General features: G+C 51.2%; 17 protein-coding genes. 5 read left to right on the plus strand and 12 right to left on the minus strand.

Going from position 1 to position 17,638, the window contains the following annotated elements:
* Positions 1-98 precede the first annotated feature (98 nt).
* On the plus strand, positions 99-2,453 hold the full coding sequence (locus ACJJI4_RS19965; RefSeq protein ID WP_444928248.1) for a Tex family protein: 2,355 nt from the start codon (positions 99-101) through the stop codon (positions 2,451-2,453).
* A gap of 64 nt (positions 2,454-2,517) precedes the next feature.
* On the opposite strand, the gene ACJJI4_RS19970 is transcribed toward ACJJI4_RS19965, so the two are convergent.
* From ACJJI4_RS19970 to ACJJI4_RS19990, 5 genes are all read right to left on the minus strand, one after another.
* A complete protein-coding gene (locus ACJJI4_RS19970; RefSeq protein WP_444926254.1) occupies positions 2,518-3,183 on the minus strand; it encodes an RluA family pseudouridine synthase in 666 nt (221 codons plus the stop codon).
* 151 nt (positions 3,184-3,334) lie between these two features.
* Entirely contained in the window at positions 3,335-4,165 is an 831-nt protein-coding gene (metF, locus tag ACJJI4_RS19975) for a methylenetetrahydrofolate reductase [NAD(P)H] (protein WP_108734972.1), read from the minus strand.
* 64 nt (positions 4,166-4,229) lie between these two features.
* Positions 4,230-5,606 carry an adenosylhomocysteinase gene (gene ahcY / locus ACJJI4_RS19980; protein WP_369974263.1) on the minus strand — a complete coding sequence of 459 codons (1,377 nt, stop codon included), beginning with the start codon at positions 5,604-5,606 and terminating at the stop codon, positions 4,230-4,232.
* Between the two features lie 107 nt (positions 5,607-5,713).
* Positions 5,714-6,934, minus strand: a complete 1,221-nt coding sequence (metK, locus tag ACJJI4_RS19985; RefSeq protein ID WP_282930687.1) for a methionine adenosyltransferase — start codon at positions 6,932-6,934, stop codon at positions 5,714-5,716.
* 72 nt (positions 6,935-7,006) lie between these two features.
* Positions 7,007-7,963, minus strand: coding sequence for a metalloregulator ArsR/SmtB family transcription factor (locus ACJJI4_RS19990; protein ID WP_108734975.1), 957 nt, complete (start codon positions 7,961-7,963; stop codon positions 7,007-7,009).
* A 258-nt stretch (positions 7,964-8,221) separates the two neighbouring features.
* Between ACJJI4_RS19990 and tkt the strand changes: the two genes are divergently transcribed.
* Positions 8,222-10,222, plus strand: a complete 2,001-nt coding sequence (tkt, locus tag ACJJI4_RS19995; RefSeq protein WP_444926255.1) for a transketolase — start codon at positions 8,222-8,224, stop codon at positions 10,220-10,222.
* A gap of 109 nt (positions 10,223-10,331) precedes the next feature.
* Entirely contained in the window at positions 10,332-11,342 is a 1,011-nt protein-coding gene (gene gap / locus ACJJI4_RS20000) for a type I glyceraldehyde-3-phosphate dehydrogenase (protein WP_444926256.1), read from the plus strand.
* A 143-nt stretch (positions 11,343-11,485) separates the two neighbouring features.
* Here gap and ACJJI4_RS20005 read toward each other — a convergent pair whose 3' ends face one another.
* Positions 11,486-12,622 carry an aminopeptidase gene (locus tag ACJJI4_RS20005; RefSeq protein ID WP_444926257.1) on the minus strand — a complete coding sequence of 379 codons (1,137 nt, stop codon included), beginning with the start codon at positions 12,620-12,622 and terminating at the stop codon, positions 11,486-11,488.
* A gap of 71 nt (positions 12,623-12,693) precedes the next feature.
* Between ACJJI4_RS20005 and ACJJI4_RS20010 the strand changes: the two genes are divergently transcribed.
* Positions 12,694-12,927 (plus strand): hypothetical protein, encoded by a 234-nt coding sequence (locus ACJJI4_RS20010; protein ID WP_444926258.1) that lies wholly within the window; start codon positions 12,694-12,696, stop codon positions 12,925-12,927.
* A gap of 110 nt (positions 12,928-13,037) precedes the next feature.
* Positions 13,038-13,211 carry a DUF3149 domain-containing protein gene (locus tag ACJJI4_RS20015; RefSeq protein ID WP_282930681.1) on the plus strand — a complete coding sequence of 58 codons (174 nt, stop codon included), beginning with the start codon at positions 13,038-13,040 and terminating at the stop codon, positions 13,209-13,211.
* Between the two features lie 311 nt (positions 13,212-13,522).
* Here the strand turns inward: ACJJI4_RS20015 and tatC are convergent, their stop codons facing one another.
* The 6 genes from tatC to ubiB form a co-directional block, all read right to left on the minus strand.
* A complete protein-coding gene (gene tatC, locus ACJJI4_RS20020) occupies positions 13,523-14,272 on the minus strand; it encodes a twin-arginine translocase subunit TatC (RefSeq protein ID WP_444926259.1) in 750 nt (249 codons plus the stop codon).
* Positions 14,269-14,862 (minus strand): Sec-independent protein translocase protein TatB, encoded by a 594-nt coding sequence (gene tatB, locus ACJJI4_RS20025; RefSeq protein WP_282930679.1) that lies wholly within the window; start codon positions 14,860-14,862, stop codon positions 14,269-14,271. The genes tatC and tatB overlap by 4 nt, the downstream gene beginning before the upstream one ends.
* A gap of 29 nt (positions 14,863-14,891) precedes the next feature.
* Complete coding sequence (gene tatA, locus ACJJI4_RS20030; RefSeq protein WP_282930678.1) at positions 14,892-15,155, minus strand: Sec-independent protein translocase subunit TatA; 264 nt, start codon at positions 15,153-15,155, stop codon at positions 14,892-14,894.
* A gap of 88 nt (positions 15,156-15,243) precedes the next feature.
* Positions 15,244-15,576, minus strand: a complete 333-nt coding sequence (locus ACJJI4_RS20035) for a phosphoribosyl-ATP diphosphatase (protein WP_282930677.1) — start codon at positions 15,574-15,576, stop codon at positions 15,244-15,246.
* A 7-nt stretch (positions 15,577-15,583) separates the two neighbouring features.
* Complete coding sequence (gene hisI, locus ACJJI4_RS20040; protein WP_282934621.1) at positions 15,584-15,976, minus strand: phosphoribosyl-AMP cyclohydrolase; 393 nt, start codon at positions 15,974-15,976, stop codon at positions 15,584-15,586.
* Positions 15,977-16,027: 51 nt separating this feature from the next.
* Entirely contained in the window at positions 16,028-17,638 is a 1,611-nt protein-coding gene (ubiB, locus tag ACJJI4_RS20045) for a ubiquinone biosynthesis regulatory protein kinase UbiB (RefSeq protein ID WP_444911796.1), read from the minus strand.

The following is a 17,638-nucleotide window of genomic DNA, read 5'->3' on the forward strand; positions in this document are numbered from 1 at the left end:
TTTACCCGCCAAATACCACGGAAACTGAAAGGCTACTTACTGGTCCAACATCGCCCTTAACGGTACGAAATTTCCCGGAAAACGGATGTAAACATCAAATGCTGGATATCAACGTTCGCATCGCCGAAGAACTCAATGTCAGACCACAACAGGTTACCGCCGCAGTATCCCTGCTCGATGAAGGAGCCACAGTCCCATTTATTGCGCGCTACCGGAAAGAAGTGACAGGGGCCCTGGACGACACCCAGCTGCGCACCTTGGAAGACCGACTGCGCTATCTGCGCGAACTGGAAGAGCGCCGCGCTGCCATCCTGAAAAGCATCGATGAGCAGGGCAAACTGACCCCAGAGTTGTCACAACAAATCAACAGTGCCGACACCAAGAATCGCCTCGAAGACCTCTACCTCCCCTACAAACCCAAGCGCCGCACCAAAGGGCAAATCGCCATCGAGGCTGGCCTGGAACCGCTGGCCGATGCACTGATCAACAATCCCTCCCTTGACCCCGCAGCCGAAGCAGAGCAATACCTCAATACCGACAACGAAGACGCCTCCCTTCACGTCAAAGACATCAAAGCCGCTCTGGATGGAGCCAAATTTATCCTGATGGAACGTTTTGCCGAAGACGCCGAGCTACTGGGCAAGCTGCGTGAATTCCTCAAGCGCGACGGACAGGTGAAATCCAAACTGCTCGAAGGCAAAGAAGAGGAAGGGGCCAAGTTCCGCGACTATTTTGAATACGCCGAAGACTGGTCCAGGGTGCCCTCCCACCGCGCCCTGGCGATTTTCCGCGGCCGCAACGAGGGCGTACTCGCCATCAGCGTGGGCCTCGCCGAAGAAGAGGGGGCTTCCCCAACCGCCAGCCACCCCTGCGAAGCCATGATCGCCCGCCATGTGGATATCACCGACGAGGGACGACCTGCAGACAAATGGCTCGGCGAAGTAGTGCGCTGGACCTGGCGAATCAAGCTGCTGACCGCACTGGAAACTGACCTGATGGGTGAACTGCGCGAGAAGGCAGAAGAGGAAGCCATCAAGGTATTTTCCCGAAACCTGAAAGACCTGCTACTGGCAGCTCCGGCTGGACAAAAAGCCACCATCGGCCTGGACCCGGGTCTGCGCACCGGGGTCAAAGTCGCCGTAGTCGATGCCACCGGCAAGATACTTGATCACACCGCCATCTTCCCCAACCCGCCACAGAATCGTCACCAGGAGTCTGCAGCGGTTATTGCCGCCCTGTGTAATAAATACAATGTGGGCCTGATCGCCATTGGCAACGGCACCGCCAGCCGCGAAACCGACAAATTCGTCGGGGAAACCATTAAACAATACAAGCTGACAGCTCAAAAAGTTGTGGTTAACGAAGCCGGTGCTTCCGTTTACTCCGCCTCTGAATTTGCTGCGCGGGAATTCCCGGATCTTGACGTTACTATCCGTGGAGCCATCTCCATCGCCCGCCGCCTGCAGGACCCGCTGGCAGAATTGGTGAAAATCGAACCCAAATCCATTGGTGTTGGCCAGTATCAGCACGACGTTTCCCAGACTCAACTGGCCCGCTCACTGGACGCCGTAGTTGAGGACTGTGTAAACGGTGTCGGCGCTGAGCTAAACTCCGCCTCTGCACCGCTGCTGGCTCGGGTTTCCGGCCTGACTGCATCTATTGCCAACAATATTGTCAGCTACCGCGACCAGAACGGCGCTTTCAAAAATCGTAAACAACTGATGGAAGTTCCGCGTTTAGGGCCCAAGGCATTTGAACAGGCCGCCGGCTTCCTGCGTATTAATAACGGAGAAAATCCGCTGGATAAATCCGGTGTGCACCCCGAGTCCTATATCGTGGTTAAACGCATTGCCGAGAAAAATAGCCGTGAAATTAACAGCCTCATCGGCGACTCCGGCTTCTTGCGCCGACTGAACCCGGCAGACTATACCGACGAGAAATTTGGTGTACCTACCGTTACCGATATTATCGCCGAACTGGAAAAACCCGGTCGCGACCCACGCCCGGAATTCCGCACGGCCAAATTTGAAGAGGGCGTAGAGGAAATAAAAGATCTGCGCCCAGCAATGGTACTCGAGGGGACAGTCACCAACGTCACCAACTTCGGTGCCTTTGTGGATATCGGTGTTCACCAGGATGGATTGGTACATATCTCTGCACTCTCAGAGAAGTTCGTTAAAGACCCTCACGAAGTCGTAAAAGCCGGTGATATTGTCAAAGTTAAAGTGATGGAAGTGGACGTTGCCCGCAAGCGTATCGGCCTTTCCATGCGCTTATCTGACGAGCCTGGAGAGCAGGGTAGTGGCGGTATTAAAAAGGGGGACCAGCGCGAAAATCGCCAAGCCCAACGCTACAACAAGCAGCAGGGCAATCGCTCCCAGAAAGGGGGCCAAGGCAATGGCCGTGGCAGCATGGGTGATATTTTGATGGCGGCGATGAAGAATAAAAAATAACCGATGAAAAGGGCGGCCAAATGGTCGCCCTTTTTATCTCTCTCTGACAACCCCTCTTGGCATATTATTCAATTAAAAACTCTCCGGGCAACTCACTAGTAAAATGCAATGCTTCTCCACTTACAGGATGAGAAAATTTCAGCTCGCTGGCATGTAACAGTAACCTCGAAGCCCCCTTCAACGCATCAGGGTGGGCATAAAAGGGGTCCCCAAATATTGGATATCCTATTACCTGCATATGCACGCGAAGTTGGTGAGAGCGTCCAGTAACTGGCATAAGTCGAATCAAGCTACTGTTTTCAGAGCTGGAGACTTTCTCCCAGCGGGTTAGAGATGGCTTGCCCTCGGCAAAATCTACTTTTTGTCTCGGCCTATTTGGCCAGTCACAAATAAGGGGTAAATTCACTTCACCACTTACATTTTCAGGCACACCCCATACTCGCGCATAGTAGGTTTTCTCAACTTCACGATTTTGAAATAGAGTACTCAGCGCCTTATGTACCTCAACACTGCGCGCCATTACGATTAGTCCTGAAGTATCCATATCCAATCGATGGACAGTTAATGCATCTGGATATATTGATTGCGCTCGACTAGCTAAGCTGTCTTTATGATCAGCACTTCTTCCCGGAACACTGAGAAGCCCGCTGGGTTTTTCTAAAACCAGTAGTGCTTCATCCTCATATAGTATTGAGAGGAATGGTTTCAGGGGGGGGTTATAATTCCGCATTTATACCAACCTACCGGAATTTAAAAATATTTCAGATGGCCCAGAAAAGATACTAAATTTCCAGCCAGTAAACTCTGAACAAACAATATGCAAATTTCAGTCAATCTTTCATAAACAGAAAACTTGAAAGCAATAGCTTTCGAGTTTTCGATTAAAGCTTGAGGCTTTTCAAAATCTTAGTAACGATTGCATCCTGATTCATTGTGTAAAAATGTAAACCCGGTGCACCCCCCTCTAATAAGGTCTCGCAGAGGTCGGTAACAACCTCTAATCCAAGCTTTCGAATGTCTTCAGGATTACGGAAGCTTTCCATGCGTTTAACCAACCACCTCGGAATTTCCGCACCACAATTGCGAGAGAAACGCACAAGGTTGGCAAAATTAGCTATCGGCATAATACCTGGATAAATGGGCGCATCGATACCCGCCTTTTCACACTGATCAATAAAGTAAAAATAGGAATCCGGGTTATAGAAATATTGAGTCAGTGCGCTATTAGCACCTGCCTCAAATTTACCTTTTAAATAGCGAATATCATCATCATAGCTGTTCGACTCCGGGTGGATCTCTGGATAAGCAGCTACTTCAAGATGAAATTGATCACCGGTATGTCGACGAATAAAGGCGACTAATTCATTCGCATAAACCAGTTGCGCCACTGCACCCATGCCCGACGGCATATCACCACGCAGTGCAACTATTCGATTAATCCCCGCCTCTTTATATTCATTTAACAAACCCAGTATTGTCTCTTCATTATCACCACCAAACGATAAATGAGGGGCAATTGAAATACCATCTCGCCGCATATTGGTCACAATACTCGACGTTGTCTCTCTCGTGGTACCACCGGCACCATAGGTAACAGAAAAGAATTCAGGATTAAATGCCTGGAGCGCTTCGCGAGTTTTGTATAGCTTTTCGCGACCCTCCGGCGTTTTGGGAGGGAAAAATTCGAAACTTATGCGAATGGAGTCTTTCATTATATTTCTCCAACCCCGCACAATTCAGGCGCCGGCGATGCCGGCACCTTTTAGTTAGGGGCTATTAGTACTTATAACTTTCAGGTTTGAACGGACCTTCAACTGAAACACCGATATAGTTAGCTTGTTGCTCGGTCATACGGGTAATAACACCACTAAAACCCTCAACCATATAGCGTGCAACTTCTTCATCCAGGTGCTTAGGCAGCACTTTTACATACAGCGCTGAAGTTTTTTGATCTGCCGGTAAGTCAGCAAACTTTTCTTTGAACAAATGGATCTGGGCGAGAACCTGGTTGGCAAAAGAGCCATCCATGATGCGACTCGGATGGCCAGTAGCGTTGCCGAGGTTTACCAGGCGGCCTTCAGACAGCAGCAGCAAGTGATCATTGGTTTCGCTATTGCGAACCACCTTATGTACCTGCGGCTTAACTTCCTGCCACTCCCAGTTTTCACGCATAAAGGCGGTGTCGATTTCATTATCGAAGTGACCAATATTACAAACCACCGCACCACTCTTCAGGGCGGAAAGCATGTGGGCATCGCAAACGTTTACGTTGCCAGTTGTAGTAACGATCAGGTCTGTATTGGCCAGCAGCTGTTTGTTAATACCCTCAGCGGTACCAGTATTAACGCCGTCGATGTAGGGGGAAACCAGCTCGAAGCCGTCCATACAAGCCTGCATCGCACAGATCGGGTCCACTTCAGAAACTCGTACGATCATGCCTTCCTGGCGCAGGGATGCTGCGGAACCTTTACCTACGTCGCCGTAACCAATAACCAGCGCTCGCTTACCAGAGAGCAAGTGGTCAGTGGCGCGCTTGATGGCATCGTTGAGGCTGTGGCGACAGCCGTATTTGTTGTCGTTCTTGCTCTTGGTCACAGCGTCATTGACGTTGATCGCAGGAATCTTCAGGGTGCCTTCGCGCAGCATATCCTGCAGGCGATGTACGCCGGTAGTGGTCTCTTCACTCACACCGTGGCAAGCATCGAGAAGTTGGGGGTATTCGCGGTGCAGCAACTCGGTGAGGTCGCCACCGTCATCCAAAATAATATTGGGTTGCCAGCCGGCAACATCGGCACCAATAGTGCGCTCAAGGCACCACTCGTATTCTTCTTCAGTTTCACCTTTCCAGGCAAATACGGGGATTCCGCGCGCAGCAATGGCAGCAGCGGCGTGATCCTGGGTGGAGAAAATATTACAGGAGGACCAGCGAACTTCAGCGCCCAGCGCGACCAGAGTTTCGATCAGCACCGCAGTCTGGATCGTCATGTGGATACAACCCATGATACGGGCACCCGCCAGCGGCTGCTCTGCGCGGTATTTCTCACGCAGAGTCATCAGTGCCGGCATTTCACCTTCTGCAATTTCAATTTCACGGCGCCCCCACTCGGCCAGGGAAATATCCGCGATTTTGTAATCTTTAAATTCAGTGCTCATTTGATTCATCGTTTTTGAGTCCAAAAATTATCTGCTTGCCGAGTGGTACCCAGCATATTTTGTGTGCCCGCGCTTTTGGCGCAGGCATGAATATTTATTTCTGAAACTTAGAGACCGGCTTGGGAGCGAAGCGCATCCGCTTTATCGGTTTTTTCCCATGGGAAAGCAGTAAAGCTCTCACTGCGTTCCTGGCCATTGCTGTCGATCCAGTTGTAAGTGTGGGTAAACGGATCGCGACCAAAGTGACCGTAAGCTGCAGTCAACTGGTACATCGGGTGCAGCAGGTCGAGGGATTTGGAGATGGCGTAAGGACGCAGGTCAAAGTTTTCGCGCACCAGCTCTACCAGCTTATCCTCTGGTACCAAACCGGTTCCAAAAGTATTAATTGCTACGGAAGTCGGCTCGGCGACACCGATGGCGTAGGAAACCTGAATCTCACAACGCTTGGCCAAGCCTGCCGCGACAATGTTCTTGGCCACATAACGACCCGCATAAGCGGCAGAGCGATCAACCTTGGAGGGATCCTTACCGGAAAACGCACCGCCGCCATGGCGAGCGGAGCCACCGTAAGTATCGACGATAATCTTGCGCCCGGTGAGACCGCAGTCCCCAACTGGCCCGCCAATAACAAAGTTGCCCGTCGGGTTGATATGGAACTTGGTGTCTTTATGCAGCCACTCCAGCGGCAAGGTGTTGTGAACAATCAGCTCCATCACTGCATCGCGCAGATCTTTTTGGCTGACATCCGGGTTGTGCTGGGTTGAAAGAACAACCGCATCGATCGCGCAGGGGCGACCCTGTTCGTCGTAACGGAAGGTCAGCTGGCTTTTTGCATCGGGGCGCAACCAGGGAAGCAGACCGGATTTACGCACTTCAGCCTGGCGCTCAACCAGACGATGGGAATAGTAGATTGGCGCAGGCATAAAGGTGGGGGTTTCGTTGGTCGCATAACCAAACATTAACCCCTGGTCCCCAGCACCCTGATCTTCCGGCTTAGCGCGGTCTACACCCTGTGCAATATCCACAGATTGTTTACCGATCACATTGATAACGCCACAGGTCTCACCGTCATAACCCACGTCAGAGGAGGTGTAGCCGATATCGGTGATAACTTTACGCACCAGCTCTTCCAGGTCTACCCAGGCAGAGGTGGAAATCTCGCCGGCAATAACTGCAATACCGGTTTTCACCAGGGTTTCACAGGCTACCCGCGCCTGCTTGTCACGGGCCAGTAGAGCATCCAATACAGCATCGGAAATCTGGTCGGCAATTTTATCCGGGTGCCCCTCAGATACGGATTCTGAGGTAAACAGTCTGTATTCACTCATTTTGAGGTCTCCATTGTCCCGCCGCAGCGGTTGAATATCTTTTAACTTCAGGCTGTGCCTGACAAACCCCCGTCAGGGCTTAATAAACTCTCTTATCTGGATCTGAAAGCCATTGCGCAGGGCGCTGTAAATACTGCGCCCATCTTGCAAGCCGGCAGTCGCGGCCCAGTCACTCAACTGCTCTGGAGCAAAACCCAGCCATAAATCTCCGCAGGCCTCTCTGGCCCAGTCCTGACTGTGTTCCTGCAATTCTGCAATTAAAAGCTGCCCGCCCTTTTTTAGGGCGCCGTGCAAATCATGAAAAATTTGTGCCGGGTCAGGAGTGTGGTGGAGCACCATGTTCACCACGATGGTGTCGGCACTGGCCGGCCGTGCCGCAGCAGCGCGAGTATCGCTACAGACAAACTCGATATTTTTAATACCCTGTTCATCGGCAAAAGATTGGGCCCGCTCCAACATTGCAGAAGACAGATCCAGTGCTGTCACTGTCGCGAAACGCTGAGCCAACTCCTGTAGAAATTCACCTTCTCCAGGCCCAACTTCCAAGGCATGACGACCAGGTTTGAGCAGCTGAGCCACCTGTGGTCCGTATACGTCATAGCTGGCAATCAATTCCTGCTGCTCGCGAAAGCGGTTGCCGTAATCGGCAAAGAAACGTCGCGATGCTTCCGCTCTCTCCTCAGAAATCCGGGATACCGCCTGCACCCGCACATCGGCCAGAGGCAAATGATCCAGGTTTGTAAATAGCTGTGCCAGCAGTGGAGTAGCTGCAGTGCGCCGGTAGAAAAGGTTATTACCTTCGCGGTGCTTGTTTACCAGACCTGCCTGGGCGAGCACTTTCAAGTGATGACTCAGGGCCGGTTGGCGCAAATCAAAGATTCGGCACAGCTCTAAGACACTGTAAGAATCCTGGCTAAGCAGGCGCAATATTTCGAGCCGCAGGGGATCTCCGGCGGCTTTCAGGGTCAAGGCCAGCTGAGGAATTGCCTCGGCTGGACTCAGTTCGGGTGCTGGCTCATTTTCAGACATGGGGCGAAGTCTAGCAGGGGAGCACACCTATATCAAAATGTTTTGATATAGCTTTATTAAATATTTTTGATATAGATGTTAATGGCGCCGCCTAATGCATAGAATTAGAGGTTTGTTGCTGCACTCAACAACAAATCCCCAACCAAAGCTTTGCGCGGGGCCGCCCTTTACGGGAAAATACGCCACCATTTTGTTGTTGCGGGAATCTGCCGGCAGAGCAGCGCCGCACCCTAGCTAAGAAACCAGAGAGCTCTTCTTATGTCTTCTACTCCCTCTCGCGCTGAAAAGGCCAACGCCATTCGCGCCCTGTCCATGGACGCGGTCCAAAAAGCCAAAAGCGGCCACCCCGGTGCGCCCATGGGTATGGCGGATATCGCCGAGGTGCTGTGGAATGACTACTTAAAGCACAACCCGGCCAACCCCAGCTGGGCCGATCGCGACCGCTTTGTACTGTCCAATGGTCACGGCTCCATGCTGCTTTATTCCCTGCTGCACCTGTCCGGCTATGACCTGCCGATTGAAGAGCTGCAGAACTTCCGCCAACTGCATTCCAAAACCCCGGGCCACCCCGAATACGGTTATGCCCCTGGTGTAGAAACCACCACCGGCCCACTGGGCCAAGGCATCACCAACGCTGTTGGTATGGCAATGGCAGAAAAGATAATGGGTGCCCAGTTCAATCGCCCCGGCTACGAGCTGGTAGACCATCACACCTATGTATTCCTCGGCGATGGCTGCCTGATGGAAGGCATCTCCCACGAAGCCTGCTCTCTGGCCGGGACTCTGGGCCTGGGCAAGCTGGTCGCCTTCTATGACGACAACGGCATCTCCATCGATGGTGAAGTGGAAGGCTGGTTCACCGACGACACGCCCAAGCGCTTTGAATCCTACGGCTGGCACGTAATCCCCAATGTGGATGGCCACGATTCCGCCGCTATCAAAGCCGCTATTGAAGAAGCTCGCTCTGTTACCGATAAGCCCACCATTATTTGCTGCAAAACCGTGATCGGCTTCGGCTCCCCGAACAAACAGGGGCGCGAAGAGTGTCACGGTGCACCGCTGGGTGACGAAGAGATCGCCCTGGTTCGCGAAACCCTCGGTTGGGCCCACGGCCCATTTGAAATCCCCGAAGATATTTACGCTGGCTGGGATGCCAAAGCCAAAGGTGAAGCCCAGGAAGACGAGTGGAAAGATATCCTGGCCGATTACCGCGAAGAATTCCCGGAGCTGGCAGCCGAATTTGAGCGCCGCATGAGCGGTGAATTGCCCGCAGATTTCCTCAGCAAAGCAGATGAGTACATCAAAGCCTGCCAGGAAAATGCAGAGAAGATCGCCTCTCGTAAAGCCAGCCAAAACGCTCTGAACGCCTACGGCCCGCTGCTGCCCGAATTCCTCGGCGGCTCCGCCGACCTGGCTGGCTCCAACCTCACTATCTGGTCAGGCTCCAAAGGTGTCAGCGCCAAGGATGCCTCCGGCAACTACATCTATTACGGTGTGCGCGAATTCGGCATGAGCGCCATTATGAATGGTATCGCTCTGCACGGTGGTTTCGTGCCCTACGGCGCTACCTTCCTGATGTTTATGGAATACGCCCGCAACGCTGTGCGCATGGCCGCACTGATGAAGCAGCGTGTGGTCTTTGTCTACACCCACGACTCTATTGGCCTGGGCGAAGACGGCCCGACTCACCAGCCAGTAGAACAGCTCAGCGCCTTGCGCGCCACTCCGAACCTGCACACTTGGCGCCCCTGTGATGCCACTGAATCCGCAGTGAGCTGGAAGATGGCTATCGCGCGCAAAGAAGGCCCCAGCACCATGGTCTTTAGCCGTCAGGGCCTGGCTCCTCAAGATCGCGACAGCGCACAGCTGGCTCAGATTGAGCGCGGTGGATATGTACTGTCCGACTGCGAGGGTACTCCTGAGGCCATTATTATTGCCACTGGCTCCGAGGTAGAGCTGGCGATGGCGGCCCAGGAAAAACTGGTTGGCAAGAAAGTTCGCGTTGTTTCCATGCCCTGTGCCGAGTTGTTTATGGAGCAGGAAGAGGCTTATCGTGAGTCCGTACTGCCTTCTTCTGTACGTGCACGAGTAGCGGTAGAAGCGAGTCACAAAGACTACTGGTATAAGTTTGTCGGTTTCGATGGCGCTATTATCGGTATGGAAACCTTTGGCGAATCTGCCCCTGCCGGCGACTTGATGCGCTACTTTGGTTTCACTGTGGACAATGTGGCTGAAGCGGTAGAAAAACTGCTGAAGTAATACTGTTCTCTCCACTGAATATCATTTAGGTATCAACCCCGTGCGGCACTGGCTCAGCGCCGCGCGGGGACGCTTAGCTGACATTTTTTCTCCTGCCTAAAGTTGTGCTATGACCACTAGAATTGCCATCAATGGCTACGGCCGTATCGGCCGCTCCGTTTTACGCGCACTCTATGAGTCTGGCGCCCGCGATAGCTTACAAATAGTCGCCATCAATGAACTGGCTGACTGCGACACCATTGCACACCTAACAAAATACGACTCCGTCCACGGCCGCTTCTCAGGCGAAGTTTCTGTGCATAAAGATATCCTTGTGGTTAACGGAGATTCTATTGCCGTAACTCATTGCGAGCGGTTAGAAGATCTGGATTGGCGACGGGATCAAGTAGATATCGTACTGGAATGCACCGGCAGCTTTAAGCAGCGACAAGGCGCAGAGTTGCACCTTGCCGCAGGAGCCAAGAAAGTACTATTTTCCCAACCTGCCAGCCGGGATGTCGATGCCACGATTGTTTACGGGGTGAACGACCATATTTTGACGGGTAAGGAACGGGTAATTTCGGCAGCCTCCTGCACAACTAATTGCAGTGTTCCAGTTATCGCCGCCCTGGATAAAGCCTTCGGTATTGAGGCTGGAGTCATTACCACTATTCACTCTGCGATGAATGATCAACCGGTAAGTGATGCCTATCATCATACTGATTTGAGAAAAACACGTTCAGCGATAACCTCTGTTATCCCGGTTGATACTGCTTTGGCAAGAGGTATTGAGAGAATACTACCCAACCTGGCAGGTAAATTTGAGGCGCAAGCCCTACGAGTTCCCACTGTCAATGTTTCTGCTATCGATTTATCAGTCTCACTACAAAAAGAAGTGAGCCGGGAAAATATTAATGCCCTATTAAAATCAGCTTCTGAGTCTGAGTTTAATGGTGTACTTGGCTTTACCCAAGAACCCCTCGCATCCTGTGATTTTAATCACGACCCTCGTTCGGGAATTATTGATGCAGGCCAAACTCGTGTAGCAGGGAATCGCTTAGCCAAGATTTTGATTTGGTTTGATAATGAATGGGGATTTGCCAATCGGATGCTGGATGTGGCGAAGAAACTGTTTAAATAATACAGTTCTAAATAAGCAAAAAAAACAGAATCAAGTGCAATAATTAAAACAAAAAAGTATCTGCTATTTTATAATAAATAAAACAGTAACAATTGAGCTTCTCCGGTAATAATTATGGCTCTCCTTCTAGCTAGAGGTAACCATTAAGAATTACCATGCATACAAGCTTGTGCATCAAAAATAATTAACTTATTAGATGTATTATTTTCCCTTCTGTACTGAGTCGCCAGCCTCAACAAGCTCTGCTCTCTATCTTCCTTATCGAGTTCACCCAATCTTTCAGCTGCATGATAAAAATCCTCCCAACCATTACTATCAATATAAAGCTGACGAAAAGCTGGAACCAAAGATTCATATTCTGCAGCCAAAGCCAAAGTAGCATTATTGGTTTTCTCTATATAAGCCTGGTAGCGCGCGGGGTAAGACCACTCTGCTGCCATACGCCAATAGCAACGCCTCAATCGACTCAGAATTTCCTCCTTTTCTTGGCGCTTTTCCTCATCCGGCAAGTTGGATTGGTAAACTGGTTGAAGCTCTTTACGCGTCGCTGTCATTAACTGCCGTACCGCCAGTGCCTGAGCCTTAGTCTCCTCAGCAGAACTCGAGAGACCTTGGCTACGAAGCCAATCAGGTAAAGCAATTTCGGACACTGCTGTAGCAAAGCTCTCATTAAAGCGGGTATCACCCGGCACATAAACTCTTCTGTGGGCCAACTCATGAAATAAGAGTCCGGCCAGTCTCTCCGGTGTCCAATTCACAAAGCTTGATAACACAGGGTCATTAAACCAACCCAGGGTGCTGTAGGCCGGAACGGCTCCCAGGTAGACATCGTAACCCTGGTTCCGCAGGCTATTTGCTTTGGCCATAGCCGCTGATTTGCGGAAGTAGCCCCTATAGCTAGCGCAACCAGCTATGGGGTAACACCATCGTTTGGGGCTCAGGGAAAACTCTGGTGCGGCCAAGACATTCCATATCGGGTACTCATCATCGAGCTGAACATAGGAGCTATAGGCTTGCCCCACTGGTAGTTTTAACTCCTGTGCTGCATAGGCACGGATTTCCTGAACGAGCTGTAATTGCTTCTGGAGTTGATCACTGGCATTGCCGTCTTGAACCAACTCTTCAATCGGCTGCCGGGCAGAGAGTATCCGCAATTGACCGCTTGCAGCCTGGAAGTAATAGCCCGCAGTCTCGCACCCGTAGAGCCCTAACAATACTAATACGAGCAGCCAAACTCTGGGGCGCGCTAAAAACCTAAGATCAGAAATACTGATATACACTCTTTTTCCTATTAGTATTTTTCTTAGAGAAACCCACCAGTCAAACGATTCCATGTGCAAAAGGTTATTCCATGTCACCAGTGGCAGCCGTCTTAACAGTATTTGCGCTGGTTTTAGGTGCTGTTACCTGGTTGCGACTGCTATTTATTGGTTTTAGTCGCGACCCCTTGTCTGGGCTGATAGCACTATTTATGCCACCTTTGGCGCTTTTGCTGCTTCTGCCTGACAGGCGAGAAAATAGTGATCTTTATTCTTTATGTGGCGCGTCCTTACTCTGCCTGCTAGCAGCCCTGACCCTGCGTTGACCAATCCGTCGTTCTTACAATAAGTCAATCCAGCTTGATTTAGGTCAAGAGATTTCCATTACAGCTCCCTAGACTGCATAGGTGAAGCATTAGCCTATCTGGAGAGAAAAATGGATGCTTTAATTGACCTGTTTACCAGCTTTTCTGGCCTTCTCAGCTTGGCCGTTATTGCCTTTATATTCCTGATGGCAGCGTTTTTCGTTCGCTTGGTTCGCAACAATGTTGAAAAAGCTGTTGCCGAGCAGGAACGCATCGCAGCACAAGCAACCGGTTCAAATAAATAGCTAGGCTTCCATCGTTGTTATAAGCAACCAAGCACAAGCTAGTTTAGCGTTTATCTCTCGATCTGGTATCTAATAGCGGGCTTTCTACAGCCGGTAGGGTGGTCAACCTCCCTGCAGCTGGGAGATAACCGTGTCATCAAGCTTCTTGTCATGGAAGAGATGGAGTTGATGCTACTGAGAAGAGAGTGCGGCGTTGTACCCGTATAGCTAGCGCTCTCAGGTGAGTAACCCTATCGAGAGCGCAACTGCAATACCTCAAGCGCTGCCTGTGAAGCTAACCGCTGAAAACCCAGTGGTGACTTTTTTATATCTCAGGTAGCAGGCTTATCTTTGGGTGAAGACTTCATCCAACGCCCAAATAAAATGCCAATCTCAAACAATAGCCACATGGGGAAGGCCAATAAGGATTGGGAAATTATATCCGGCGGTGTCAGTAGCATCCCAATTAAAAAGCATCCCACAATCACATAAGGGCGCTTACTTGCCAGGGTCTTGGCATCCACTACGCCACTCCAGATCAGTAGGACTGTCGCGATAGGAATTTCAAAAGCAAAACCAAAAGCAAAGAAAAGCTTCAGCACCAGATCCAGATAACTGCGCATATCTGGCATTACCTTAATATCTTCTGGAGCAGTTCCAACAAAGAAATCAAAAAGAAGGGGAAAGACCACAAAATACGCAAATGCAATGCCGATATAAAAAAGTGCGACGCTACTAATTAATAATGGAATAGCAATACGTTTTTCATTTTTATACAGTCCCGGGGCAATAAATGACCAAACTTGGTAAAGCACAAAAGGGATTGCAATAAAAAAAGAAACTATAAAGGTCGTTTTGAACGGAGTAAGGAACGTGGAAGTCACCTCTGTAGCGATCATTCCAACATCACCCGCCAAACGCTCCTGTAGTGGGTAGGCAATAAAATTATAAATTTCAGACGCAAACGGCATCAAGCAGACAAATAAGACCAATACGACTAAGAGGATTCGCAGTAGGCGATCACGCAGTTCGATCAGGTGGTCGATAAAAGGCTGATGTTTATCTTGGGACTGATCGCTCATGACTGGCTGTCTTTTTCCTGTTGCGATGTTTTCTTTTCGCCCTGTTTTTCTTCTTCATCTTCATCGATGTTTTCAGGATGGTCCGGATTTAAATCCGGGTCCCCAAAGTCATGCCAATGCTCCGGGTATTCGGGGTCCTGTAACTCCTCGGCAGTTTCATCCTGTTCTGGCAAATAATCCTCCTGCTCCGCACGAGGATGAGCAGGTTCCTCTATCGCCTTTTCAGGCTTTGGTGCCTCAGGATGGTTGACTCCAGCTGCCTGTTTTTCTACTGGTGTCCCTGCAACTTGTGGTTTTTCAGGCTGATTAAGTGCGTCGTGAACTTCCTTATTGGCTTCGCTAAAGGTTTGCTCCATCTCACGACGACTCTCCTCAATCTCACGCATAATGCGCTCGTTGTGTAGTTCACGCCGTATATCATCGGCTCCAACCTCTCGCTCCAATTCTTCACGAGCACTGTGCAAGGTCCGCTTCAAACCGGACCACCAGCGGGAAGTGGTACGCACCGCATCGGGCAGTCGCTCAGGGCCAACCACCAACAGGGCCACGGCAGCAACTACCAATAGTTCTAAAAAGCCGATATCAAACACAGAGTGACACTCGCCTTAGTCGTTGCCGATTATTTGTCCTGAGACTGTTTATCTTTATTTTTGACAGTAGTGTCTTGGCCTGGCTTCTCTTCCTCGTCGTGCTTGAGACGCTCGACATCTTTGTCTTCATCAGCATCCTTGGATTTGTCTTCATCCTTAACCGCTTTGCGGAAACCCTTAATTGCGCCACCCAGATCGCCTCCGAGGTTTTTCAAACGCTTGGTTCCGAACAGTAGCAAGACTATGACCAGGACAATCAATAACTGCCAGATACTAATTCCACCGAATCCCATAATTGTCTCCATTACATTCAATAGGATGGCTTGAGTTTCTTACCGGGCACTCCCGCCATCAGGGGTGGTGCCACAAGTGATTCAAATTTTACTTAGTTCGCGCAGCTTTCTCTTCCAGACCAGAAAGACCAAATCGGCGCCCAAGCTCTCGAACCACGTCCTGAGAATCAGCGCCCAAGTGAGATAGCATGACCAGCGAGTGAAACCATAGGTCCGCTGTCTCGGCAACCAGGTCTCGATTATCGCCACTACTCTGTGCGTCTTTTGCTGCAAGAATAGCTTCAGTGGCTTCTTCACCGACTTTTTCCAAAATCTTGTTCAGGCCTTTGCTATGTAGACTGGCCACATAGGATTCAGAAGCATCACTGCTATTTTTACGGCTTTCCAACACCGCATCGAGCTGTTGCAGCACATCTTTCATAATTGTTTCACTTATAAATGGACTTCGGGTCCTGAATCACCGGCTGATTCACCTGCCACTCTTCATCTTGAAGGAGGTGATAGAAACAACTACTGCGTCCGGTATGACAGGCGATTCCACCTTCCTGCTCGACCAACATTAATACGGTGTCACCATCACAATCCAGACGCAATTCACGCACCTTCTGCAGGAAACCAGAGGTTTCGCCCTTGCGCCACAGGCCCTTGCGGGATCGGGACCAGTAGACTGCGTAACCCTCACTGGCAGTGAGCGCCAGCGATTCCCGGTTCATCCAGGCCATCATCAACACCCGCCCGGTTTTGAAATCCTGGGCAATCGCAGGAACCAGGCCATCACTGTTCCAGCTGACTTTATCGAGAAAACCGGCCTTTGCTTGAATTTGAGTCAATGTCTAACAATCCTTAGAAGTTCCAGTGTAGGCCGAAGCGCCCTAGGGCCACAGCAGTAGCACTAGTGCAGCAACGCCCAGTACCCAACCGGTCGGCGGCAACTGAGCCAGCCATTCCGGCTTACTGACAGCGATGGCGCCAACACCCAACACAACTCCGGCGACCCGCCGAATATATTGGCGCAAGCCTCGGCGTTGCGAGCCCGCCAACTGCTCGCCAATTACCTCTAACTTGGGCGCCAGTTCCCGCGACTGCTCCAGAGCTGAGTACACCAGCTGTGGCATCTGCGGGAATTTCTCAAGCCACTCTGGACCATAGCGCTTTATCTCACCCACAATTGTTTTGGGGTGGATTCGATCGCGCATCCAGCGCTCTAAAAATGGATGAGCAGTCTTCCACAGATCCAGCTGCGGATAAAGCTGTCGACCCAAACCTTCGATATTCAACAGGGTCTTTTGTAACAGTACCAGCTGTGGCTGTACCGCCATATCGAATCGACGCGCAGTCTGGAACAGACTGATCAACACCCGAGCGAAGGAAATCTCTCCCAGGGGTTTTTCAAAAATGGGCTCACAGACCGAGCGAATAGCAGACTCAAAGGCATTGATCGGCGTATCGGAGCGAACCCAACCACTTTGCACGTGCAGCTCCGCCACCATACGGTAATCGCGGCGGAACATCGCCAGGAGATTGCGCGCCAAATAGTACTGGTCTTCCCGTGTCAGGCTGCCGACGATTGCGGTATCAATCGCAATATATTGCGGGCGCTGTGGGTGCTCCCTGGAAACGAAAATGTTGCCCGGGTGCATATCCGCATGGAAGAAGTTGTACTCGAAGACCTGCTTAAAGAAGATCTCAACACCGCGCTCAGCCAGCAGCTGCATATTGGTGTCCTGGGCGCGAAGCTGGGCCAGGTCGGTGACGGGGATACCGTCGATACGCTCCAACACCAGGACATTTTCGCGAGTGTAATCCCAGTGCACTTCGGGGATATACAACAGCGGGGAGTTGGTAAAGTTGCGGCGGAGCTGGGTGCCGTTGGCCGCTTCACGAGTTAGGTCCAGTTCACCTTCGATCGTGTGCCGATAGTCCTCAACCACCTCCACCGGGCGCATGCGGCGCCCTTCGGGCACAAAGCGTTCAATTCCACGGGCGATCACCCCCAGAAGTTTCAAGTCTTCCTGGATTACCTCATCAATGCCCGGGCGCAGTACTTTGACAACCACTGATTCGCCGCTCTTTAATTCAGCCGCATGCACCTGTGCAACTGAAGCCGCTGCCAGTGGCTGCTGATCAAATTTGGCGAAGACCTCATCCACCTTGGCACCAAGGGCCTCTTCGATCAGAGCCGTGCACTGGTCACTGGGGAAGGGCGGCACCTTGTCCTGTAAATAATCTAATTGCTCGACAATATCTGGCGGCAGCAGGTCGGGACGAGTGGAGAGAAGTTGGCCGAATTTAACGAAAATGGGGCCCAGCTCTTCCAAGGCTCGGCGCAGCCTTTCGCCCCGTGGCATCTTGGACTGCGGCAGCAACTTCACCGGAAGTAGCAATCCCCGCAACCACAGTGGGCGCTCCTCGGCTGGCAATAATTGATCGAGACGATAGCGCAGAAAAACCCGCGCGATTGTGAGACTTCGACGAACAGGCAA

It is taken from the genome of Microbulbifer maximicatervae (SeqCode), assembly GCF_052467305.1.

Excerpts from the sequence above, each read along its gene's own strand:
- gap (WP_444926256.1), top strand. The coding sequence starts at position 10,332 with ATGACCACTAGAATTGCCATCAATGGCTACGGCCGTATCGGCCGCTCC.
- ACJJI4_RS20015 (WP_282930681.1), top strand. The coding sequence starts at position 13,038 with ATGGATGCTTTAATTGACCTGTTTACCAGCTTTTCTGGCCTTCTCAGC.
- tatC (WP_444926259.1), bottom strand. The coding sequence starts at position 14,272 with ATGAGCGATCAGTCCCAAGATAAACATCAGCCTTTTATCGACCACCTG.
- ACJJI4_RS20010 (WP_444926258.1), top strand. The coding sequence starts at position 12,694 with ATGTCACCAGTGGCAGCCGTCTTAACAGTATTTGCGCTGGTTTTAGGT.
- tkt (WP_444926255.1), top strand. The coding sequence starts at position 8,222 with ATGTCTTCTACTCCCTCTCGCGCTGAAAAGGCCAACGCCATTCGCGCC.
- metK (WP_282930687.1), bottom strand. The coding sequence starts at position 6,934 with ATGAGTGAATACAGACTGTTTACCTCAGAATCCGTATCTGAGGGGCAC.
- metF (WP_108734972.1), bottom strand. The coding sequence starts at position 4,165 with ATGAAAGACTCCATTCGCATAAGTTTCGAATTTTTCCCTCCCAAAACG.
- tatA (WP_282930678.1), bottom strand. The coding sequence starts at position 15,155 with ATGGGATTCGGTGGAATTAGTATCTGGCAGTTATTGATTGTCCTGGTC.
- ACJJI4_RS19965 (WP_444928248.1), top strand. The coding sequence starts at position 99 with ATGCTGGATATCAACGTTCGCATCGCCGAAGAACTCAATGTCAGACCA.
- ACJJI4_RS19970 (WP_444926254.1), bottom strand. The coding sequence starts at position 3,183 with ATGCGGAATTATAACCCCCCCCTGAAACCATTCCTCTCAATACTATAT.
- ACJJI4_RS20035 (WP_282930677.1), bottom strand. The coding sequence starts at position 15,576 with ATGAAAGATGTGCTGCAACAGCTCGATGCGGTGTTGGAAAGCCGTAAA.
- ahcY (WP_369974263.1), bottom strand. The coding sequence starts at position 5,606 with ATGAGCACTGAATTTAAAGATTACAAAATCGCGGATATTTCCCTGGCC.
- ACJJI4_RS19990 (WP_108734975.1), bottom strand. The coding sequence starts at position 7,963 with ATGTCTGAAAATGAGCCAGCACCCGAACTGAGTCCAGCCGAGGCAATT.